This window comes from Pseudomonas sp. P4_D7 (assembly GCF_056401755.1).
Genome location: NZ_JBFUIR010000016.1, coordinates 1 through 18688, shown reverse-complemented (window position 1 = coordinate 18688; position 18688 = coordinate 1). Strand labels below are relative to the sequence as shown.

At 60.1% G+C, this 18688-nt stretch carries 9 protein-coding genes; 3 read left to right on the top strand and 6 right to left on the bottom strand.

From position 1 onward, the window contains the following. Positions 1-355: 355 nt before the first annotated feature. The 6 genes from AC1DVF_RS12630 to AC1DVF_RS12605 form a co-directional block, all read right to left on the bottom strand. Positions 356-1684, bottom strand: coding sequence for a sigma-54-dependent transcriptional regulator (locus AC1DVF_RS12630; RefSeq protein WP_257356000.1), 1329 nt, complete (start codon positions 1682-1684; stop codon positions 356-358). Then, the gene (locus AC1DVF_RS12625; RefSeq protein WP_477782563.1) at positions 1684-3444 is read right to left on the bottom strand and encodes an ATP-binding protein; all 1761 of its coding nucleotides are present in this window, start codon (positions 3442-3444) and stop codon (positions 1684-1686) included. The genes AC1DVF_RS12630 and AC1DVF_RS12625 overlap by 1 nt, the downstream gene beginning before the upstream one ends. A gap of 84 nt (positions 3445-3528) precedes the next feature. Next, positions 3529-6165 carry an RHS repeat-associated core domain-containing protein gene (locus AC1DVF_RS12620; RefSeq protein WP_477782533.1) on the bottom strand — a complete coding sequence of 879 codons (2637 nt, stop codon included), beginning with the start codon at positions 6163-6165 and terminating at the stop codon, positions 3529-3531. Between the two features lie 4 nt (positions 6166-6169). Beyond that, complete coding sequence (locus AC1DVF_RS12615) at positions 6170-8959, bottom strand: RHS repeat-associated core domain-containing protein (protein ID WP_477782532.1); 2790 nt, start codon at positions 8957-8959, stop codon at positions 6170-6172. Further along, a complete protein-coding gene (locus AC1DVF_RS12610; RefSeq protein WP_477782531.1) occupies positions 8956-13476 on the bottom strand; it encodes a SpvB/TcaC N-terminal domain-containing protein in 4521 nt (1506 codons plus the stop codon). The genes AC1DVF_RS12615 and AC1DVF_RS12610 overlap by 4 nt, the downstream gene beginning before the upstream one ends. Before the next feature lie 202 nt (positions 13477-13678). Continuing rightward, positions 13679-15202 carry a fumarate hydratase gene (locus AC1DVF_RS12605; RefSeq protein ID WP_007916251.1) on the bottom strand — a complete coding sequence of 508 codons (1524 nt, stop codon included), beginning with the start codon at positions 15200-15202 and terminating at the stop codon, positions 13679-13681. 623 nt (positions 15203-15825) lie between these two features. Here AC1DVF_RS12605 and AC1DVF_RS12600 point away from each other — a divergent pair. Genes AC1DVF_RS12600 through AC1DVF_RS12590 form a run of 3 tightly spaced genes read left to right on the top strand, consistent with a single transcriptional unit; the run spans position 15826 to position 18639 of the window. Then, a complete protein-coding gene (locus AC1DVF_RS12600) occupies positions 15826-16932 on the top strand; it encodes a GGDEF domain-containing protein (RefSeq protein ID WP_414926984.1) in 1107 nt (368 codons plus the stop codon). Beyond that, the gene (locus tag AC1DVF_RS12595) at positions 16925-17860 is read left to right on the top strand and encodes an iron-sulfur-binding ferredoxin reductase (protein WP_460129989.1); all 936 of its coding nucleotides are present in this window, start codon (positions 16925-16927) and stop codon (positions 17858-17860) included. Before AC1DVF_RS12600 ends, AC1DVF_RS12595 begins: the two co-directional genes overlap by 8 nt. A gap of 29 nt (positions 17861-17889) precedes the next feature. After that, positions 17890-18639, top strand: a complete 750-nt coding sequence (locus AC1DVF_RS12590; protein ID WP_093430518.1) for an enoyl-CoA hydratase-related protein — start codon at positions 17890-17892, stop codon at positions 18637-18639. Positions 18640-18688: the final 49 nt, after the last annotated feature.

The window sequence follows — 18688 nt, the reverse complement described above, 5'->3', positions numbered from 1 at the left end:
TGGAGCGCGTCGAAACGCAGCCTGCGAGGGCTATAGCAGGAGGTGTGCCAACGGGGTGAGGGCCGGGCTAGAGGGGGTGGCGGGATTGGGTGAGCGGGATATTGCCGAAGGATTTGGTTCGATGAGCGGATTTCCGCTTATTGGGGCGAAGATCAAAAGCCCCTCACCCTAACCCTCTCCCAGGGGGAGAGGGGACTGACCGAATGGATTGTTCGAGTTACACCGACCTGAGATACCGAGTCGAACTCAGGTTTCGAACAGCATGAAGATCGGCTCCCTTCCCCCTCGCCTCCTGGGGGAGAGGGCTGGGGTGAGGGGGAAAGATCTCAGCCACACCGAAAATCCCAAGCCCGACTCACTCGCTCAAAAACATCTCCCGACTCAACCCATGCCGCTGCAGTTTTTCATTGAACGTGCGGCGCGGCAGTTGCAACTCTTCAAGCACCGCTTTCACATCGCCCTTGTGCCGGGTCAGCGCCGCGCGCAGACACTGCGCTTCAAACGCTTCCTGCTGCGCCGCCAGCGATTGCCCCGGATCAATCCCCGGCGCCGGTTCATCCAGGCCCAACACCTGGCGTTCGGCAACGTTCGCCAGTTCGCGCACGTTGCCCGGCCAGTCGTGGCTGAGCAGATGGCTCAATTGCGCGCCACTCAAAGGTGGAAAGGTGCGGCCCAAGCGTTCAGCGGCATTGTGGGCGAAGGTTTCGAACAGCAACGGGATGTCTTCGCGGCGATCGCGCAAGGGCGGCAAGCGCAGTTCGGCAACGTTCAGGCGATACGCCAGGTCCTCGCGAAAACGTCCGGCCCGGGCTTCATCGAGCAGGTCGGGTTTGGTCGCTGCGACAATGCGCAGGTCAACACGAATGCTCTGGTTCGAGCCCAGCCGTTCAAGCTTCTGCTCCTGCAATACGCGCAGCAGTTTCACCTGTTGTGCCAGCGGCATGCTTTCGATTTCATCGAGAAACAAGGTGCCGCCATCGGCGTATTCCAGCTTGCCGATGCGCTTGCCCGAGGCGCCGGTAAACGCACCGCTTTCATGACCGAACAACTCGGCCTCGAACAACTGCTCAGGAATCGCCGCGCAGTTCAGCGCCACAAACGGCTTGGCCGCGCGCGGGCCGAAATCATGCAGGCAGCGCGCGACCAGTTCCTTGCCGCTGCCGGTTTCGCCACGGATCAACACATTGACCGGCAACGCCGCCAGGTCCAGCACTTGCCGACGCAACGTCTGCAAACCACGGGACACACCAAGCAACGTCGCATCGAGTTTCGCGCGGTTGTCGGCCTGCTCGTGCAGTGCGCGGTTTTCCAGAATCAGCCGGCGTTTGTCCAGCGCCCGGCGCAAGCTGCCGAGCAGGGTTTCCGGGCTGAACGGTTTTTCCAGAAAGTCATAGGCACCGTCGCGCATCGCCTCGACGGCCATCGGTACATCGCCATGACCGGTGAGCAGAATGACCGGCAGGTCAGCGTCGCGTTTCTGCACTTCGGCCAACAACGCCAGGCCGCCCATGCCGGGCATGCGCACGTCGCTGAGGATCACCCCGGCAAAGTGCGCGGGCAGGGCGGCGAGGCATTCTTCGGCGCGGCTGAACAACTGCACCGCGAACCCCGACAGGCTCAGCCACTGCTCGACAGCACTGCGAATGCTGCTTTCGTCATCAACCACCATCACCGAGTTGAGCATCAGATGTGTGCCTCCAGATCGATCGGCAAAGTCAGGCTGAACACCGCGCCGCTGTCGCCATTTTCGGCGCTCAGGCGCCCGCCGGATTCATGCACGATGGCGAAGGATACCGCCAGGCCGAGACCCAGACCGTCGCCCACCGGTTTGGTGGTGAAGAACGGGTCGAACACCTGGCCCAAATGGTCTTCGGCAATCCCGCCACCGTTGTCGCTGACGCTCAGCCGCCACAGTTGCTCATCGGCTTCCAGACGGATTTCCAGACGCTTGCAGGCTTTGCCCTGCATCGCATCGAGGGCGTTGCGCAGCAGGTTGATCAGCACCTGTTCGAGACGAATCGCATCGCCGCGTACCCATGCCGGACGCGTCAGGTGCAACACCAGACTGACCTGTTCGTCACGCAACCGTGCATCGAGTAACTGCAATGACTGATCGACCACCGTCGCCAGATCCAGCCGCTCACGCAAGCCGCTGGGGCTTTTGCGCGCGAAGGTCTTGAGGTGGCCGGTGAGGGCAGCCATGCGCGTGAGCATCTCGTCTACCGGTTTCAAGGCTTTATAAGCATCGTCGACCCGGCCATGCTCGAGCAGCAGGCGCAGCGTCGCCAGTTGCATGCGCTGAGCGGTCAGCGGTTGATTGATTTCGTGGGCCAGCGCGGCGGACATCTGGCCGAGCGCGGCGAGTTTGGCCGATTGCACCAGACCGTCCTGCGCGGTGCGCAAATCGCGGGTGCGCTCTTCCACTAACTGTTCCAGTTCCTCACGGTTGCGCTGGCGGATTTTCGACAGGCGCCAGCGCTGGTTGAGAAACAGCAACAGAAACACCAGTGCCAGCCACACCCCGGCGGCGGCCAGCCCGGCGTTGCGCAGGTCTTCGAACGCCACTTGCGGATGGCGCAGCAGGTGCAGGGTCCAGCCTTCGGCGCTGAGGGGCAGTGATTCCCACAGATAATCGGCCGTGCCTTGCGGGCCTTCGATGCGGCGCAGGTCGCTGTTGTCATCGAAGCGGCGCAGCGATAAATGAGTCAAGGGCTGCAGCGACTGCTTGTCGTACTGTCGGGTGGCTTTGATCTCATCCATGTCGCGGGCGCTCAATGGCCGCAGCGCGCGATAGCGCCAGCCGGGCTGGTTGGCGATGAAGATGATCCCGCGCGCATCGCTGACCAGCAGGGTGTCATTGCCCTGACTCCACTCGCGTTCCAGCTCGGGGAATTCCAGCTTGACCACCATCGCGCCAAGGAACTCGTCGTTGTCGCCGAGCACCGCGCTGGAGAGGAAATAGCCGGGAATTCCGCTGGTCACGCCCACCGCGTAAAAACGCCCGGTGCCTTGGGTGCGGGTCTGGCTGAAGTAGGGGCGGAAACCGTAATTGTGGCCGACGTAACTGCTCGGCAAGCGCCAGTTGCTCGCCGCTACGGCGAGGCCCGAGTGGTCGAGCAACTCAAGGGTCGAGGATTGCGCCGCGCCGTTGATCTTTTCCAGCTTGAGATTCAGCGCCGCCTGCTCGTCGGCATCGACCGGCCCGGCCAGCGCCGAACGCAATTGCGGATCGAGCGCCAGCACGGCGGGCAGGGCGCGGTAGCGGTCGATCAGGGTGTGCAGGGAATTGGCGTACAACGCCAGTTGCTGGTTGGCGCGTGCGGCGTCTTCCTCCAGCGCCTGGCGTTCGGCGTGGCGGATCGCAAGCGTGGCGGCAAGCGCTGCGCCGGCAATGATCAGCAGGGTATACAACGACAGACGCAAGGTACGGGAAGTCGGCAGCATGCTGGGCGAAGGGTCGACAGGACGGGCGGGCACGATAGCATGCGCCCACGTGGCGAAGCGCGATGTTCGCGCGAACCACGTCGCTCAGACAGCGGTTTCTCGCGCCTGGCGTCGAAGCTGGAGATTCAACCTCGGTTTGGGAATGGGTCTGGGTCTCGGTTCTTCAGCGATTGATTGTTCCAGTTGCTGCAGACGTTCGGTAACCTCTTCGGCTTCGCTACGCGCGTCGAGTACTGTCTGAGCTGTTTCCTTTATCCTGTCGATGGCATCGAACGGGTCGACTCCGGTCCTCGCCAGCTTCATGACTTGACGTTGTTTTTCGTCATCCAGTGAGTCCAGCTGTTTGTAGAACCTTTGCTGAATATCCTCAGAGTAGGCGTTGAGGTTATTGGTGAAGGTTTTGATGCCGTCGATCAGGGCGGCGCCGCCATTGACCAGATCCTTTACTGTTTCGACCCCGTTTGAAACAGTCTCGCCGAGTGTATTCAGGCCATCCTTGAGTTCTTGAGTGTGTAGCGTTTGCGCCAACTTCAGACCTTTCTTGAAGAAGTGGTAGCGTAACAAAGGCATCGCCACGGCTCCGACAACCGCACCGACTGCCAGGCCGATGGCATTCCCGGCACCCGGTACGACGCTGCCCAGGAGCCCGACTACCGTACCTCCCGCAGCTATCCCCTTGAGGACCGATTTTATGCCGTGTTTTGACTTGAGGAAGGTGCCGAAAGTCATGCTTGCACGCAGTTCGTTGATGTCGGCGTTTTCCGGAACAAGCCCGTCGAATTCAGTCGCCAGATTATGTATCTGGTTCGCCGCTGTCTGAGCCTTGTCCAGCATCCCGAGAAAGTCGCCAAGCAATTCGAATACGGCTTTTTTACCGCCGGTCCTGTCGACGTAAAGGAGTGGATTGTTGCCAACCATGGCGTACAGGTTCAGGCCATCGACATCGCCATTCGGGTCGGCGCTTATCCAGCGCTGTAACCACGGCGAGTAGTAGCGCTCGCCGTAGTAGTACAAGCCACTGACATCCATTTCCTTTCCTGAGTAACGGGTGAATTTATAGCCCACTTCGACGGCGTGGCGTGCGGCCATCCACGCTGTGGCACCGAACGGGTAGTAACCCTCCTGGCTGATCAGGTCGCCCTGTTGATCAAGCTCCATCACGCAGGAGCCGAGATGATCTTCGAGGTTGTAACGCACTTGGTCATTGGCGATTTCATCGGGTGGTTTTTTCGCCCAATGCAGGCAACGCGCACTGCCTACCGAGATGATGTGCAGTTCTTCGCAGTTGTCCTTGTTGCGGATTTCCAGGCCCGGCAGGTAGCGCACCTGATGAAAGTGCACAGTCCTGTCGGTGTACGTTTCATGGCGTTTGAACACCCGCACGCCCTGGCTGTAACGGTAGTGTTCGGCGTCGTCATCAGTGCCGTCTCGGGCAATCAGCGTCACGCGTTGCAGTTCATCCCGTGCATTCCATTGCATGGCCTGTCCCGGTTGCAGGTTCTGCTGGTTGCCATGGCGGTCGAACAGTGTCTCGAAGTCAGGCTCCGGATCATCCGGTTTCCAGCGCACGCCGCGATTGCTGACTGAATCAATGCGCATCTGCACGGTGCGGTTGGCGCCGGCCCGTACATGCACCAGTTTCACCAGATTGCCGCCGGTGTCGTAAGTGTAGGTCTGGGTGTAGTTGAGGCGGTTGTTAGGGTCGGTGGGCGTTGGCAGCCCGGGAATGTCCGAGAGCGGGCCGTCGTCGTAACCGCTGGCGCTGACCAGTCGGTACAACGAGTCGTAGCTGAAATCACGGTGACCGTCGACCAGTTGGTTGGCGAAATAGACCGGCTGGAAGGCGTGGTCTTCGATGCGGGTAATGTTGCCGACGGGGTCGTAGAAATATTCGAGGTCTTGCAGCACTGCGCCGGTGTCTTTGTGACTGGACTGAGTGTGCAGACGACTGTCTGCAGGGTCGTACGTCCAGCGACTGAGGACAAGATTACCGGCCTGCTGCTCGATAATCTGGTCGGCGGCGTTGTACTGCGCATCAAGCAACACCGGCTGCCATTGGCTCTGGCCGCTGATCAACAGTTGTACCTGCCGAAGGTGCCCGGCCAGGCCGTAGCGCGATCGTCGTCGATGGCCGCCGGCGTCGGTCTGCTCGAGCAGCGCGCCGAGCGGGCTGAACGCATGGTGAGTGGTGAACTGCTCGCCGTCGTGGAACGTGCGGGTTTCGCTCAGCGGCTGGCCGGTCAGGGAAAAACTGTCCGTGAGCAGCGAACCGGAACGGTCTTTCTGTTCCTGCAATTGGCCGCGACGGTTGTATCCGGCTTCGGCCGAGGCGTCGGAATAGGTGAACACATCGACATCGACCTCGCCATTTTCCTCGACGGCCACGAGCCGCAGTTGTTCATCGAAGCACGTGCGCCAATGGCTGCCGCGCTGATCCCACCTGCGCAAAGGTTCACCGGCCAGCCCTGGCAGCACCACACGCCAGCCGCTATCCACGCTGTCGATAAGCACCGCATTGCCATTCAACGAATAAACAGTTGCCGTGTTCGCCATGGACAAGCGCGGGTCGCGTTGCGTGATCAGACGCCCGGCTAAATCGTGTTCCTGGCAGATCACCAGGGTGCTTGACGTGTTGCCTGCCATGCTTCGCAGGTAGGCGACCTTGCGAACTGGCAGGCCTCGTCCGTCAATCACTGTCAGGGAGGGCGTGCGTGAATGCATGGTTTCAGTGACCGTTTTTAAACTTGGTGAGCAAGTTGTTCCCCGGCTTTTTTGATGCCAGATGCCGTTGTCTTGCTATGTACAGATTGTCAGTGGTCCCCATCTCTTTGTATCGCGCAAGTCCGGCCTGAGCCTGTGCGATGTTGGCGAGTACGGCTCGGTTTTTCTGTTGCAAGCCAGAACGCGTAATGACGGCCAGCGTTTCGCTGGAAGTATTGCCATTGACATTCGGGAGCACATTGGCAGGCGAAACACTGTTAACGCCCAATGCGTCAAAAGCGTTTTCCGCCCATGCAGACCGTTGTTCGATGGCCGCTTTCCAGTCGCTGAGCATTTTTTCGATCTTTTCAATTTTCACCGGGTCAAGTCGGTTCTTGATGTCTTGTGCTTCCTGCGCCCGACTTCCCATATTAAGCGCGCCGGGAATAATCCCCACCACTGACCCGAATACTCTGTTCATTATAAATAATGGGTTGACTAACGAATTGAGTGCCGGATGCAGCACTTCGCTCTTGAAGTCTTTCCATGAATTGATTTCCTTGACGGGGGCCTCGATCCCCAGGCTTTGATCAATCGCGCTGACGGACATTTGCGAGGTCTGCGGGATCAAAGGCCCGACTTGCAGTCTGACATGGTTTGCCACTGGCTCAAGAATGGCCCCGGCGACATCACCCCCGATGTTGCCACCGACCAACGATGAAGGTTTCAACACGTTCGGTTGCACCTCAAGCGCTGGAAACATGGTGTCAAATTGGGCGCCGCCCAAAGATCCACCTTCATAACCGACAATACCTCTGACGGTTTCTCCCGCCAGATTCACCGCCATGTTCAGTGCAACATTTTGATTAATGATGTTGTGCAGTTGCACTAGTACTTCCTCGGAGTGCCCTTCTACGGCGGAAGCAAACGCCGAATACAGCATGATCACGCTTTCTGCCCGCGTGTTACCGTCCGGATCGATAAAACCGATCGGGTTATTCCCCACAAATGCATATAAATTCAAACCATCCGCCTGTTCTGCGTCGGTGCTGATCCAGCGTTGCAGCCACGGCGCGTAATACCGCGCGCCGTAGTAATACAAGCCACTGACGTCCATTTCCTTGCCCGAATAGCGGATGAAGCGGTACGTGGTTTCCGAGTTCGGTGCCATCCACGCGGTTTCGCCAAAGGGGTAATAGCCTTCCTGGCTGATCATGACGGCGTCTTGACCCAGTTCCATCACGCTGGAACCGAGATGATCTTCGAGGTTGTAACGCATTTGGTCATTGGCGATTTCATCGATTTTTTTCGCTGCCCAATGCAGGCAGCGGGCGTTGCCGAGCGTGATGACGTGCAGTTCTTCACCGTTGTCGCGGGTGCGGATTTCAAGCCCGGGCAGATAGCGCACCTGGTGGAAATGTTCGGCGTTGGCAGCGAAGGTTTCGTGACGTTTGAACACGCGCGTACCCTGGCTGTAACGGTAGTACTCGGCATCATTGGAACCGCCATCGCGCTTGACCAGGATCACGCTTTCCAGCTCATCGCGGGCATTCCAGAGCAGCGGTTGGCCCGGTTGCACGGTCAGTTGATTGCCATGGCGATCGAACAACGTGTCGAAATCCGGCGGCTCGTCGCCGGTTTTCCAGCGTACCCCGCGATTGCTCTTCAGATCGATGAACATTTGCCGGGTCGAGTTGTTGCCGGCGCGTACGTGACACAGTTCGATCAGGTTGCCACCGTTGTCGTACTGGTAGGTCTGGGTGTAGTTGAGGCGATTGTTCGGGTCGCCCGGTTGCGGCAGGCCGGGAATGTCCGGCGGCGGGGCGTCGTCGTAGCCGGTGGCGCTGGTCAACCGATAGAGCGAGTCGTAGGTGAAGTCGCGGTGGCCATCGATCAACTGATTGGCGAAGTAACGTGGTTGAAAGGCGTGGTCTTCGATGCGGGTAATGYTGCCGACGGGATCGTAGAAATATTCGAGGTCTTGCAGCATTGCGCCGGTGTCTTTGCGACTGGACTGAGTGTGCAGACGACTGTCTGCAGGGTCGTACGTCCAGCGACAGAGGACAAGATTACCGGCCTGCTGCTCGATGATCTGGTCGGCGGCGTTGTACTGCGCATCAAGCAACACGGGCTGCCATTGGCTCTGGCCGCTGATCAACAGTTGTACCTGTCGAAGGTGCCCGGCCAGGCCGTAGCGCGAGCGTCGCCGATGGCCGCCGGCGTCGGTCTGCTCGAGCAGCGCGCCGAGCGGGCTGAACGCATGGTGAGTGGTGAACGGCTCGCCGTCGTGGAACGTGCGGGTTTCGCTCAGCGGCTGGCCGGTCAGGGAAAAGCTGTCCGTGAGCAACGAACCGGAACGGTCTTTCTGTTCCTGCAACTGGCCGCGACGGTTGTACCCGGCTTCGGCCGAGGCATCGGCGTAAATGAAAACATCGACATCGGGTTGGCCATTTTCCTCGACCGCGACCACCCGCAGCTGCTCATCGAAGCTCGTGCGCCAATGGTTGTCGCGCTGATCCCAGCGTTGCAATGGCTCGCCGGCCAGACCCGGCAGAGTCAGGCGCCAGCCGGCGTCGACGCTGTCGGATTTCAATACCGTGCCGTCCAGCCTGTAAACCGTGGTCAGGCAGGGTGCCGACAAGCGCGAATCCCATTGCTCGTTCAGACGGCCGGCGTAGTCATGCTGCTGACGGGTTACCAGCGCTACGGGGCTGTCGGCCGTCACACTGCGCAAGTACCCGACCTGCCGCACTGGCAAACCACGCGCATCGCTTACCGCCAGCGCAGGTGTACGGCGATGCACGTTGGCAATCATGGCTGCGATGCCTTGGTTGGCGATGACGGCTCGGCGGTGTCGTTGAAGTCTTCGCTGGTGTGATACCAAGGGTGGTACGTCTCTCGGGAAAAGTCGCCCTTGGCATTGACCATTCCGACCTGCCGGCTCTTGACGTCATAGCGAAGCTGATCGTGATGACTCAGTGTGCGCAGGGACTGATCGTTGACGTAGGTATAGGTGTTGGCGAAAAACGCGCGGTACTGACGAACGGGCAAGCCTTTGTTGTTGTATTCGACCCGCTCGCTGATGCGCCAGCGCGGGTTGGCATCGACCACTTTGATCTGGCCATCCTCGACGATCAGCGAGCCGTCGGCGTCCACGGCATACGCCTTGCCCGGGTCGACCAATTGCTGGGTTTGCAGAGCCCGGCCAAAACCGTCGACGCAGGCTTTGGTGATCTGGATCTGCGCATCCACCTCGTCATCAGGGTAGCGGTCGGCACTGAGGATCACACTGTGCACCGGTTCGCGACGCACTGTTGCGATGGCGTCTTGCAGCGCCTGTTCATCAGGCGTCAAGGCGCCGCTGCGCCGGGTCAGTTGGCGGCGTGTACTGGCCCTGATGTGGCCGCTGGGCAGCAGATAACCCTGAGCGATCCATGCCAGGGTGGCGCGGGTGTCGTTGGCCATCTGACCCATCCAGCTGAACAGATCCTTGCGCAGGGTACTCGCGGCTTTTTGCACGGCATCGGTCGGGTTGGCAATTGCCGTAGCCGGGCTCCGGTCCTCCGGAAGTCTGTATTCGCTCAGTGGCCTGAAACCCGCTTCCCTGTTGTTCTCTGAGCCAAAAAAACTGGTGGCCAAGGGCTGATTGGAGGGTTCATACAACGCCTGATGAGTGTTCAGGTTGGCATCGATGATTTTCAGCGGTTGCAGCGCGTGGTAGTCGTAGTCGATGCTGGTGGTACAGCCATCCGGCAGTTCCACGAGGGTGACAGCCAGCGCATACGCGTCGTATACGGCGTGAGTGAAGCCATGGCTGAGGGTTTCGCGATAGCGGCGCACCTTGTAGAAACCGGCGAGGCCGGCGTATTCGGCGTAGCCGAAATTCGCCGACCACAGGTCATGCTCCGTGCTGCCCAAGGGATTTATCCAGAACAGAAACGGCATGGGCAGATAGCCGATCTTCTTCAGTTCGTCGCGCACGTTGAAAGGCGCAGGCAGCACGCTGTAAGCGTCCAGCGCCGTCTTGTCCAGTTGTGCCACTTCCAGTGGACCGACCAGGGCCTCGAATCCGGCAACGCCGTCGTCCAGCCGTTGGCCATCGGTACTCAAGTAGCGCTGTACAGACTGCGTGGTCAGCACCCGTTCAGCGTTCCAGTGCGCCGAATCCTCATGTGCCTTCAGGCACTCATAGGACACTTGCGCGGCTTCAAGCCCGGTGGGCAGGGTGCCTTTGGGCAAGACCAGTGCATTGCCACGCTGTTGATAGGGCAAACCAAGACGCCAATGCTGCGGATCCTTGTCCAGATCGATGAACACAGAACGGCTTTCATTGAGGTAGAACGACCGTTGTGCCGGGTCATGGGCGTCGCACCACCACTGCCGTTGATCAGGATCGTCGAACGGTGGCGTATCGGTTTCGGTGAGCCGCCGGGCGTAGCTCACTGTGATTGAATGCGTCGGTTGGCCGTAAGTGTTGTAGCGCAGGACCACATCGTTGCGACACATGGGGTCATCGACGAAACCGTCGTACTGGTAGCTGATCCTTTCCACCACCAGCGGCAGCAAGACTGCGGCGGCATAGGCGCCTTGCTCGCGCACTTGACGCACCCGATAACGCATTTCTTCGACCGTATAAGGCGTGGTGATCCGCGGAACATCCTCGCCAGTATCGGCATAGGTCTCGATGCGCGTGACCGAGCCGACCAGCGCCCGGCAGATCTGGTAGCGAGTGTCGGCGTCAGAAGAATCCAGCTCTTCCTCGCAATCGTCCGCCTCGTGATATCGGCTGAACAGCGTATCGCCCAGTGGCACCGAATGTGCGTCGTGATTGAAATAGTCGTCACGCGACCGGTCCATCGATTGCCCGGTATGAAACCAGGTGAAGACCCGCATCGGCTCGCTGAAGCCTTCTCCCTCATCGTTGCTGGCGCTCTCACTGTCGGTTTGCTGCAGCAAGCCGAAACCGCGGAACTCGCGCTCAACGCGGTCGTAAAAACCCTCGCACCAGGTGAAGCGCTGCGTCAGGCAGTTGCCGGTGATTTCATCCAGTTGCTGCTGTTTTTTGACCACCGCCACCGGGAACGGCAGATGGCAAGCCGGAAAGCGTCTAAGGCTTGGCAAGCGGCGTTTTTCATCCAGCCATTCCTGCGCCGAGCTGCGGTAGACCACGCTGGCACTGCAACCCATGTTGTTGTTACTGCTGGTCAACAGATACGGCTTGGCCGAAACGAAATCGTAGCGCCAATGCTGCGGCTGCATGTGCGTCACCGTCAGGATCAGACTGGCGCAGCCCAGGCCTTGCAGGTCGGCGAAACTCACCTGACAGAGGCGATCGTAGCGCACGCCTTCGGGCCACGGCACGCTGATCGGTATTTGTTCCAGACCATTGCCGCCGCGATTCAGGTAGATCTCGAAGGACTCTGACATCAGATAAATCAGCGATGCGGCACCGGAACCGTCGAGATCGGCCAGACGTACGCGGGATGAATCGAATTGCTCGTAGCTGAAAGGCAGCGCGCTGATCTTGCGGCCTGTGCCAAACCGGCCGTGGCCCAGGATCGGCCAGCAGCGGATTTCGTCATGGCGTATCCGGCACAGCTCGGGCATGTCGCTACCCAGCAGGTTGCCCAACAGCACTAGTTCTGTGCGCGAATTGCTGAACAGTGGCAAGCGGTCGTCGTCGGGTTGGTGAAGCACCTCTTCAGGCGCGGCAAAGCCCTGTTCGCGCTCGTTGGCATAGAGCCGCACCGAGTTTGGCCCGATCAATGCCAGGCTTCTCAAACCATCGCCGCTAAAATCGCCGAGTGTCGAGAGGGTTTTGAAAAACTCCGGCGGAAATTTGCTGAAGGGGACGAAGTCGGCAAACTCGCGTTGTTCTGTCAGGGTGCGAAAACCACTGATACCCGGTTGCGCGGTGACCCAGTCGAGCCGACCGTCACCGGTCAGATCGGTCAGCAGTTGCTGTACCGGACGGTTGCGATCGGCGAGCGGAATCTTTTCCAGTGCGGTCCATGGCCCATAGCCGATTTCATCGGTGCCCTTGGTCGCACGCAATGGTTCGCGGTAGTACCAGGCCTGGTCATAACGGCAGAGGAAACCCGGCACACCTTCGCCATAAAGATCCACACACTGGTAAAAACCACCGTCCTCGATACTCGGCTGGACATCGGGTTCGAAGAAGCGCGCCGGGGTTTTATTGATGTCGAAGGGGGCATAGTCGAACTCGACCGGCGGCGTGTTTTCGACAATGCCGCTCGCATCGAATGCCTGATAGTGCGCCGCGCTGATCTGGCTGTAGGCCCACTGCGCGATATTTTGCGGTTGGTGATATTCCAACAGCAGGCGGCGTACCAGTTTCGGTTGGTCAGTCGATTGCTCGGGAAAATGATGAAACAGCAATGCCTGCTGGCAGAGTCTGCGAGTGCCCAGTTCAAAACCCTGACCGTGGGTTGAAAAGCTGTCTGGGCGAACGATCCAGGGTTTGAGGGGGGCACCGTCATATGCCGGAATATCGGTCAGTGACGTGCTGCGTTCGCCGTAATCGAACAGCAGATGAAAGTGCCAGTCCAGTTCGGTCGGATTGTCCGTGGTCCAGCTGTACAGATTGCTGCTGGCCGTGAAGTTGCCGTAGCACACGCGGCGCAGATAGCGCTGGGAGCGGTAGTCATGCAGCGGGTCGGGATCCTGATTATCGGCCTTATATTCGAAACAGATGTGTTCGCCGCGCGCGTTCATGCTTTCGCACAGCAGCCAGGTGGCGATGTGTCCGGGAGCCTCGGGATCGGCGACGCGTGTCACTTCGGTCTTGCCGTAAAGGTGCAGCGAACCGTCGGCGCCATGGATCAGCCAGAACACCGCTGGATCGGCTTCCCGGGTCTGCCGCTGCCAGCACTCGCGCAAGGCAAAGTCGCTTTCGATATGCGGCCAGTAACGCACCACTCTGTGCGGGCCGATGTCGACGCCGTTGTAGGTGTTTTCTTCACGGAATTTGATTTCACCGTTTTCATCCAGCTCCGGCATCCACACTTCGCCATCGGCACCGACGATCTCGTCGTGATCGGTATAACGTGGCACGCCTTTGTTGGTTCTGCGATTGATCTGACCCACGCCGGCCAGGTGCCAGGAAAGGCCGAATGGACCATTGCCACTCTGACTGCTGTAACTCAGCGAGAACCGAGGATCCCAGCCCCGCCCGGCAGACGTCGGAATCGGCAACTCGAACGAGGCGGCTCCGGTCGGGCCCACAGCGCCCCAACTTTTGCCGATGGTGGCGATCGATGCGCTTTTGGCGATGGAGGGGGTGGTGATGCTCAATTCTTGCTGATCAGGCATGGTCGAATCCATTGCGCACGGGGAGGGCGTGAATGGGCTGACGCTAACAAGAAAGGCATTGAAATGAACCTGTCAGATCTGACAGGTGCGCAAGATCATTTTGTATGCATTGACGGAGTTTTTATCGCGTTCGGTTTGCACAAACAAAAAACGGCCGGATCATCCATGGGATGAACCGGCCGTTTTCATCGAGGCGAAGCGCTTACTGCACTTCTACCGCCAGGCTTTCGCTGATCTTCTGTTGCCAGATCGCAGGGCCGGTGATGTGCACCGACTCACCTTTGCTGTCCACCGCAACGGTGACCGGCATGTCCTTGACCTCGAACTCGTAGATCGCTTCCATGCCCAGTTCGGCAAACGCCAGCACTTTCGACTTCTTGATCGCCTGAGCCACCAGGTAAGCAGCGCCGCCAACGGCCATCAGGTACACGGCTTTGTTGTCCTTGATCGCTTCGATGGCGGTCGGGCCGCGCTCGGATTTACCGATCATGCCCAACAGGCCGGTCTGCTCGAGGATCTGCCGGGTGAACTTGTCCATCCGCGTCGCGGTGGTCGGACCCGCCGGACCAACCACTTCGTCACCGACCGGATCAACCGGGCCGACGTAGTAGATGAAGCGACCTTTCAGATCGACCGGCAGGGTTTCACCCTTGTTGAGCATCTCGACCATGCGCTTGTGCGCGGCGTCGCGACCGGTAAGCATTTTGCCGTTGAGCAGGACGGTTTCGCCCGGCTTCCAGCTCTGCACGTCTTCCGGGGTCAGGGTGTCGAGGTTGACACGGCGAGCCGATGGGCCGGCTTCCCAGACGATTTCCGGGTAGGCGTCCAGCGGTGGCGCTTCCAGCGAGGCCGGGCCGGAGCCGTCGAGCACGAAGTGTGCGTGACGGGTGGCGGCGCAGTTCGGGATCATGCACACCGGCAGCGAGGCTGCGTGGGTCGGGTAGTCCATGATCTTCACGTCGAGCACGGTGGTCAGGCCACCGAGGCCCTGGGCGCCGATGCCCAGCTGGTTGACCTTCTCGAACAGCTCCAGGCGCATTTCTTCGATGCGGTTCTGTGGGCCACGGGCCTTCAGTTCGTGGATGTCGATGGATTCCATCAACACTTCCTTGGCCATGACCGCAGCTTTCTCGGCGGTGCCGCCGATGCCGATGCCGAGCATGCCCGGTGGGCACCAGCCGGCGCCCATGGTCGGAACGGTCTTCAATACCCAGTCAACGATCGAGTCGGACGGGTTGAGCATGGCCATTTTCGACTTGTTCTCGGAACCGCCGCCCTTGGCCGCCACGTCCACTTCCACGGTGTTGCCCGGGACGATGGAGTAGTGAATCACCGCAGGGGTGTTGTCCTTGGTGTTTTTCCGAGCGCCCGCCGGGTCGGCGAGGATCGAGGCACGCAGGACGTTTTCCGGCAGGTTGTAGGCGCGACGTACGCCTTCGTTGATCATGTCGTCCAGGCCCATGGTGGCGCCATCCCAACGTACGTCCATGCCGACGCGCACGAACACGGTGACGATACCGGTGTCCTGGCAGATCGGGCGATGGCCGGTGGCGCACATGCGCGAGTTGATCAGGATCTGCGCCATCGAGTCACGGGCCGCTGGCGATTCTTCGCGCAGGTAGGCTTCGTGCATCGCCTGGATGAAATCCACGGGGTGGTAATAGGAAATGAACTGCAGGGCGTCGGCAACGCTCTGAATCAGGTCGTCTTGCTTGATCACGGTCATGAGTCGCGCTCCTCTAAAAGACGGGAACATTCAATAAGGTGCCTGCGGCTTGGGTGCATCGGTCGGTCGCAAGCACCTTTCAAGGCACGCCGGGGCTGCTGGCGCGACGCTAAAAAGGCGCGGCAGTATAACGCGCCTCGGTGGGGCGTACACGCGCCGGCAGTCATTCGTTGGTCGCATGGGTGGGCGAATATCGGACAGCGGGTTTGCACTTCAAGATTCCCCCCCTCACCCCAGCCCTCTCCCCAGGGGGGCGAGGGGGAAAGGGAGCCGATCTTCATGCTGTTCAAACCTGTGCTCGACTCAAGAAAGGGAGCCGAACTTCATGCTGTTCAAACCTGAGTTCGACTCCGGAAAGGGGGGGCGATGTTAATGCTGTTCAAATCTGAGTTCGGCTCGGTATTTCAGGTCGGCGTATTGCCAACAACCGACTCGGTCAGTCCCCTCTCCCTCTGGGAGAGGGCTAGGGTGAGGGGCTTTTGGCGGTCTACGCAGGCCACACTTTTGACGTCAAATTTCGAGCCCGAAAATCGGTGGTCATTTATCGACTACGCCTCTAAAGTGGCAGCCGGTCTGTAGAGTAGGACACTCGGTCAGCCTCTTATCGCACGGTGAGTCAACGATTGACCCATAACGCCATTCAACGCCTTTTACTCAAACGCTTTGCCCTCGCTGCGGCCACCTATGGATTGGCTTTGCTGCTGCTGTGGCTGGCGTTTTTCACGGGGCATTACGAGCAATCCCTGACTTCTGTGACCGTCGGCAGTGCGCTGGTGGTGATCAGCCAGTCGGTGCTGTTCGCACTGTTCTGGAGTGGGCGCAACCTGCGCTTTGCCGATCCCAGCCTGACCGAAGCGCAGGTGTTGATCGGTCTCGGCTGGCAGACCTGGCTGATCGCCCATCTGGATGAAGCCCGCGGCGCCTTTCTGGTGTTCTACGTGCTGATCCTGCTGTTCGGCCTGTTCCATCTCAGTCGACGGGCGTTCATCCGCTGCGCATTGCTGGTGTTCTTCAGTTTCTGTGCCATCACGCTGTGGGACGGTTACCACTTCCGCTTGCGCGAGCCGGCGCTTGCCGCTTTGCAGGTGTGCATTCTGGCAATGGTGCTGGCGTGGCTGGTGCTTTATGCGCGCTTCGTCCAGGTTTCGCGGCAACGCCAGCGTCAGCGCCGGTTTGCCTTGCAGGCGCATCAGGACACTCTGCGCGGGATGATGCGCCAACTGGAAGATCTGGTCGCCACTGATGAATTGACCGGCTTGTTCAATCGTCGGCATTTCCTGCGTCTGGCCACGCGAGAGCTGAATGAAATGGACGACGATGTCGTGCACGGTCTGGCGCTGATCGACCTCGATCATTTCAAACGCATCAACGACCTGCACGGCCATGCCGCCGGCGATCAGGTGTTGCAGGCCTTCGCCGGCGTTGCCCAGGCGTGTCTGCGCGACGGCGATGTGCTGGCGCGATATGGTGGTGAGGAATTCGTTGTGTTGTTGCCCGATTGCGACGCCGAACGGCTGACTGCTTGCTGTGAACGTCTGCGTATTGCCTTTACTGACGTTGAACTGGTCGGCCTGAATGTGCGCAACCTCAGCCTGTCGGCCGGCATGACGCTGTTGGCGTTGGGCGATGATCTGGACGACGCCTTGCAGCGCGCCGATCAGGCCTTGTATCGGGCCAAGCGTGACGGGCGCAATCGTTGTGCGGCCGCGTGGGAGAACGTCGATGCCTGAACTTCGCGTCGGTGAACGACAATGGTCAGTGGCCGCGGGCTGCAATCTGCTCGATGCCCTCAATCAGAATGGCGTCGCGGTGCCTTACAGCTGCCGCGCCGGCAGTTGCCATGCCTGTCTGGTGCAATGCGTGCAAGGCCTGCCCGCCGACAATCGGCCGGACGCCTTGAGCGCCGAACAGCGTCAGCAAGGCTGGCGCCTGGCGTGTCAGTGTCAGGTCGTCGAAGACTTGCAGGTGCACACCTTCGACCCGATCACCGATGGTCGCCCGGCAGTGGTCGAAGCGCTGGACTGGCTCAGCGACAGCGTCCTGCGCTTGCGTCTGACCCCGCAACGGCCGTTGCGCTACAGCGCCGGGCAACATCTGGTGTTGTGGATCGGGCACATTGCGCGGCCGTATTCGCTGGCGAGTCTGCCGGAAGAAGACCGCTTTCTCGAATTCCATCTCGATTGCCGCCAGCCTGGTGAATTCAGCGATGGCGCACGAAAATTGCAGATCGGCGATCCGATCCGTCTCGGCGAACTGCGCGGCGGTGCTTTGCATTACGATCCCGACTGGCACAGTCGCCCCGTGTGGCTGCTGGCCGCTGGCACCGGTCTGGGCCCTTTGTTCGGCGTGCTGCGCGAAGCCTTGCGCCAGGATCACCAAGGCCTGATCCGCGTCATTCACGTGGCTCATGACGATCGCGAGCACTATCTGGCCAAACCCCTGGCGGCATTGGCTGCGCAGCGGGAAAACCTCAGTGTCGAGCTGTGGACGGCGGCCGAGTCAGCCGCCGCTTTGGCGCAACTGCGCCTTGTCTCCCGGCAAACCCTGGCCTTAGTCTGCGGTTCGACGGCCAGCGTCGACGCCTTCGCCCGGCGTCTGTACCTGGCCGGATTGCCGCGCAATCAACTGCTGGCCGACGTGTTCCTGTCCCGTGGTTGAGCGCTGATATTTCAGACGCGAGACACATCATGACCGAAGCCATCCTGCTGGAACGCGAACGCGGTTTGCTGACCCTGCGCTTGAACCGCCCGGACAAGAAAAACGCCCTGACCCGCGCCATGTACAGCCGCCTCGCCGAGGCGTTGAAGCAGGCCGATGGCGACCCGGCGATCAACGCCGTGCTGATTACCGGCAGCGCCGAGTGCTTCACGGCCGGCAACGACATCGCTGACTTCATCCAGCAACCGCCGAGTGACCTCGACAGCCCGGTGTTTCACTTCATGCTTAACCTGCTTGAGTGCCGCAAACCGGTGATTGCCGCTGTAGCCGGCGCGGCGGTGGGCATTGGCACCACATTGTTGCTGCACTGCGATCTGGTTTATGTGGCCCGCGATGCGCGGTTGCGTATGCCATTCGTCAACCTGGGTTTGTGCCCGGAGTTCGGCTCCAGCCTGATCCTTCCACGTCTGCTTGGGCAGGCCAAAGCGGCAGAGTTGTTGTTACTGGGCGAAGGCTTCAGCGGTGAACAGGCGGCGCAGTGGGGGATTGCGACCGAAGCATTGGGTAGCGGCGCTGCGGCGCTAAGCAAGGCGCGGGAAATGGCGCTGCGTTTCGATGAACTGCCGGCCGAAGCGGTGCGTATCAGCAAGCAATTGATGCGAGCGCCGGATCGCGAGTTGATTCGTAAGGTGATCGAGGAGGAGGGCGCATTGTTCACCCAGCGCCTTCGTTCGCCAGAAGCAATGGTGGCGTTGACCGGATTTATCAAACGACATTGAGATTGTCGCTGACTGTGCCGGCCTCTTCGCGAGCAAGCTCGCTCCCACA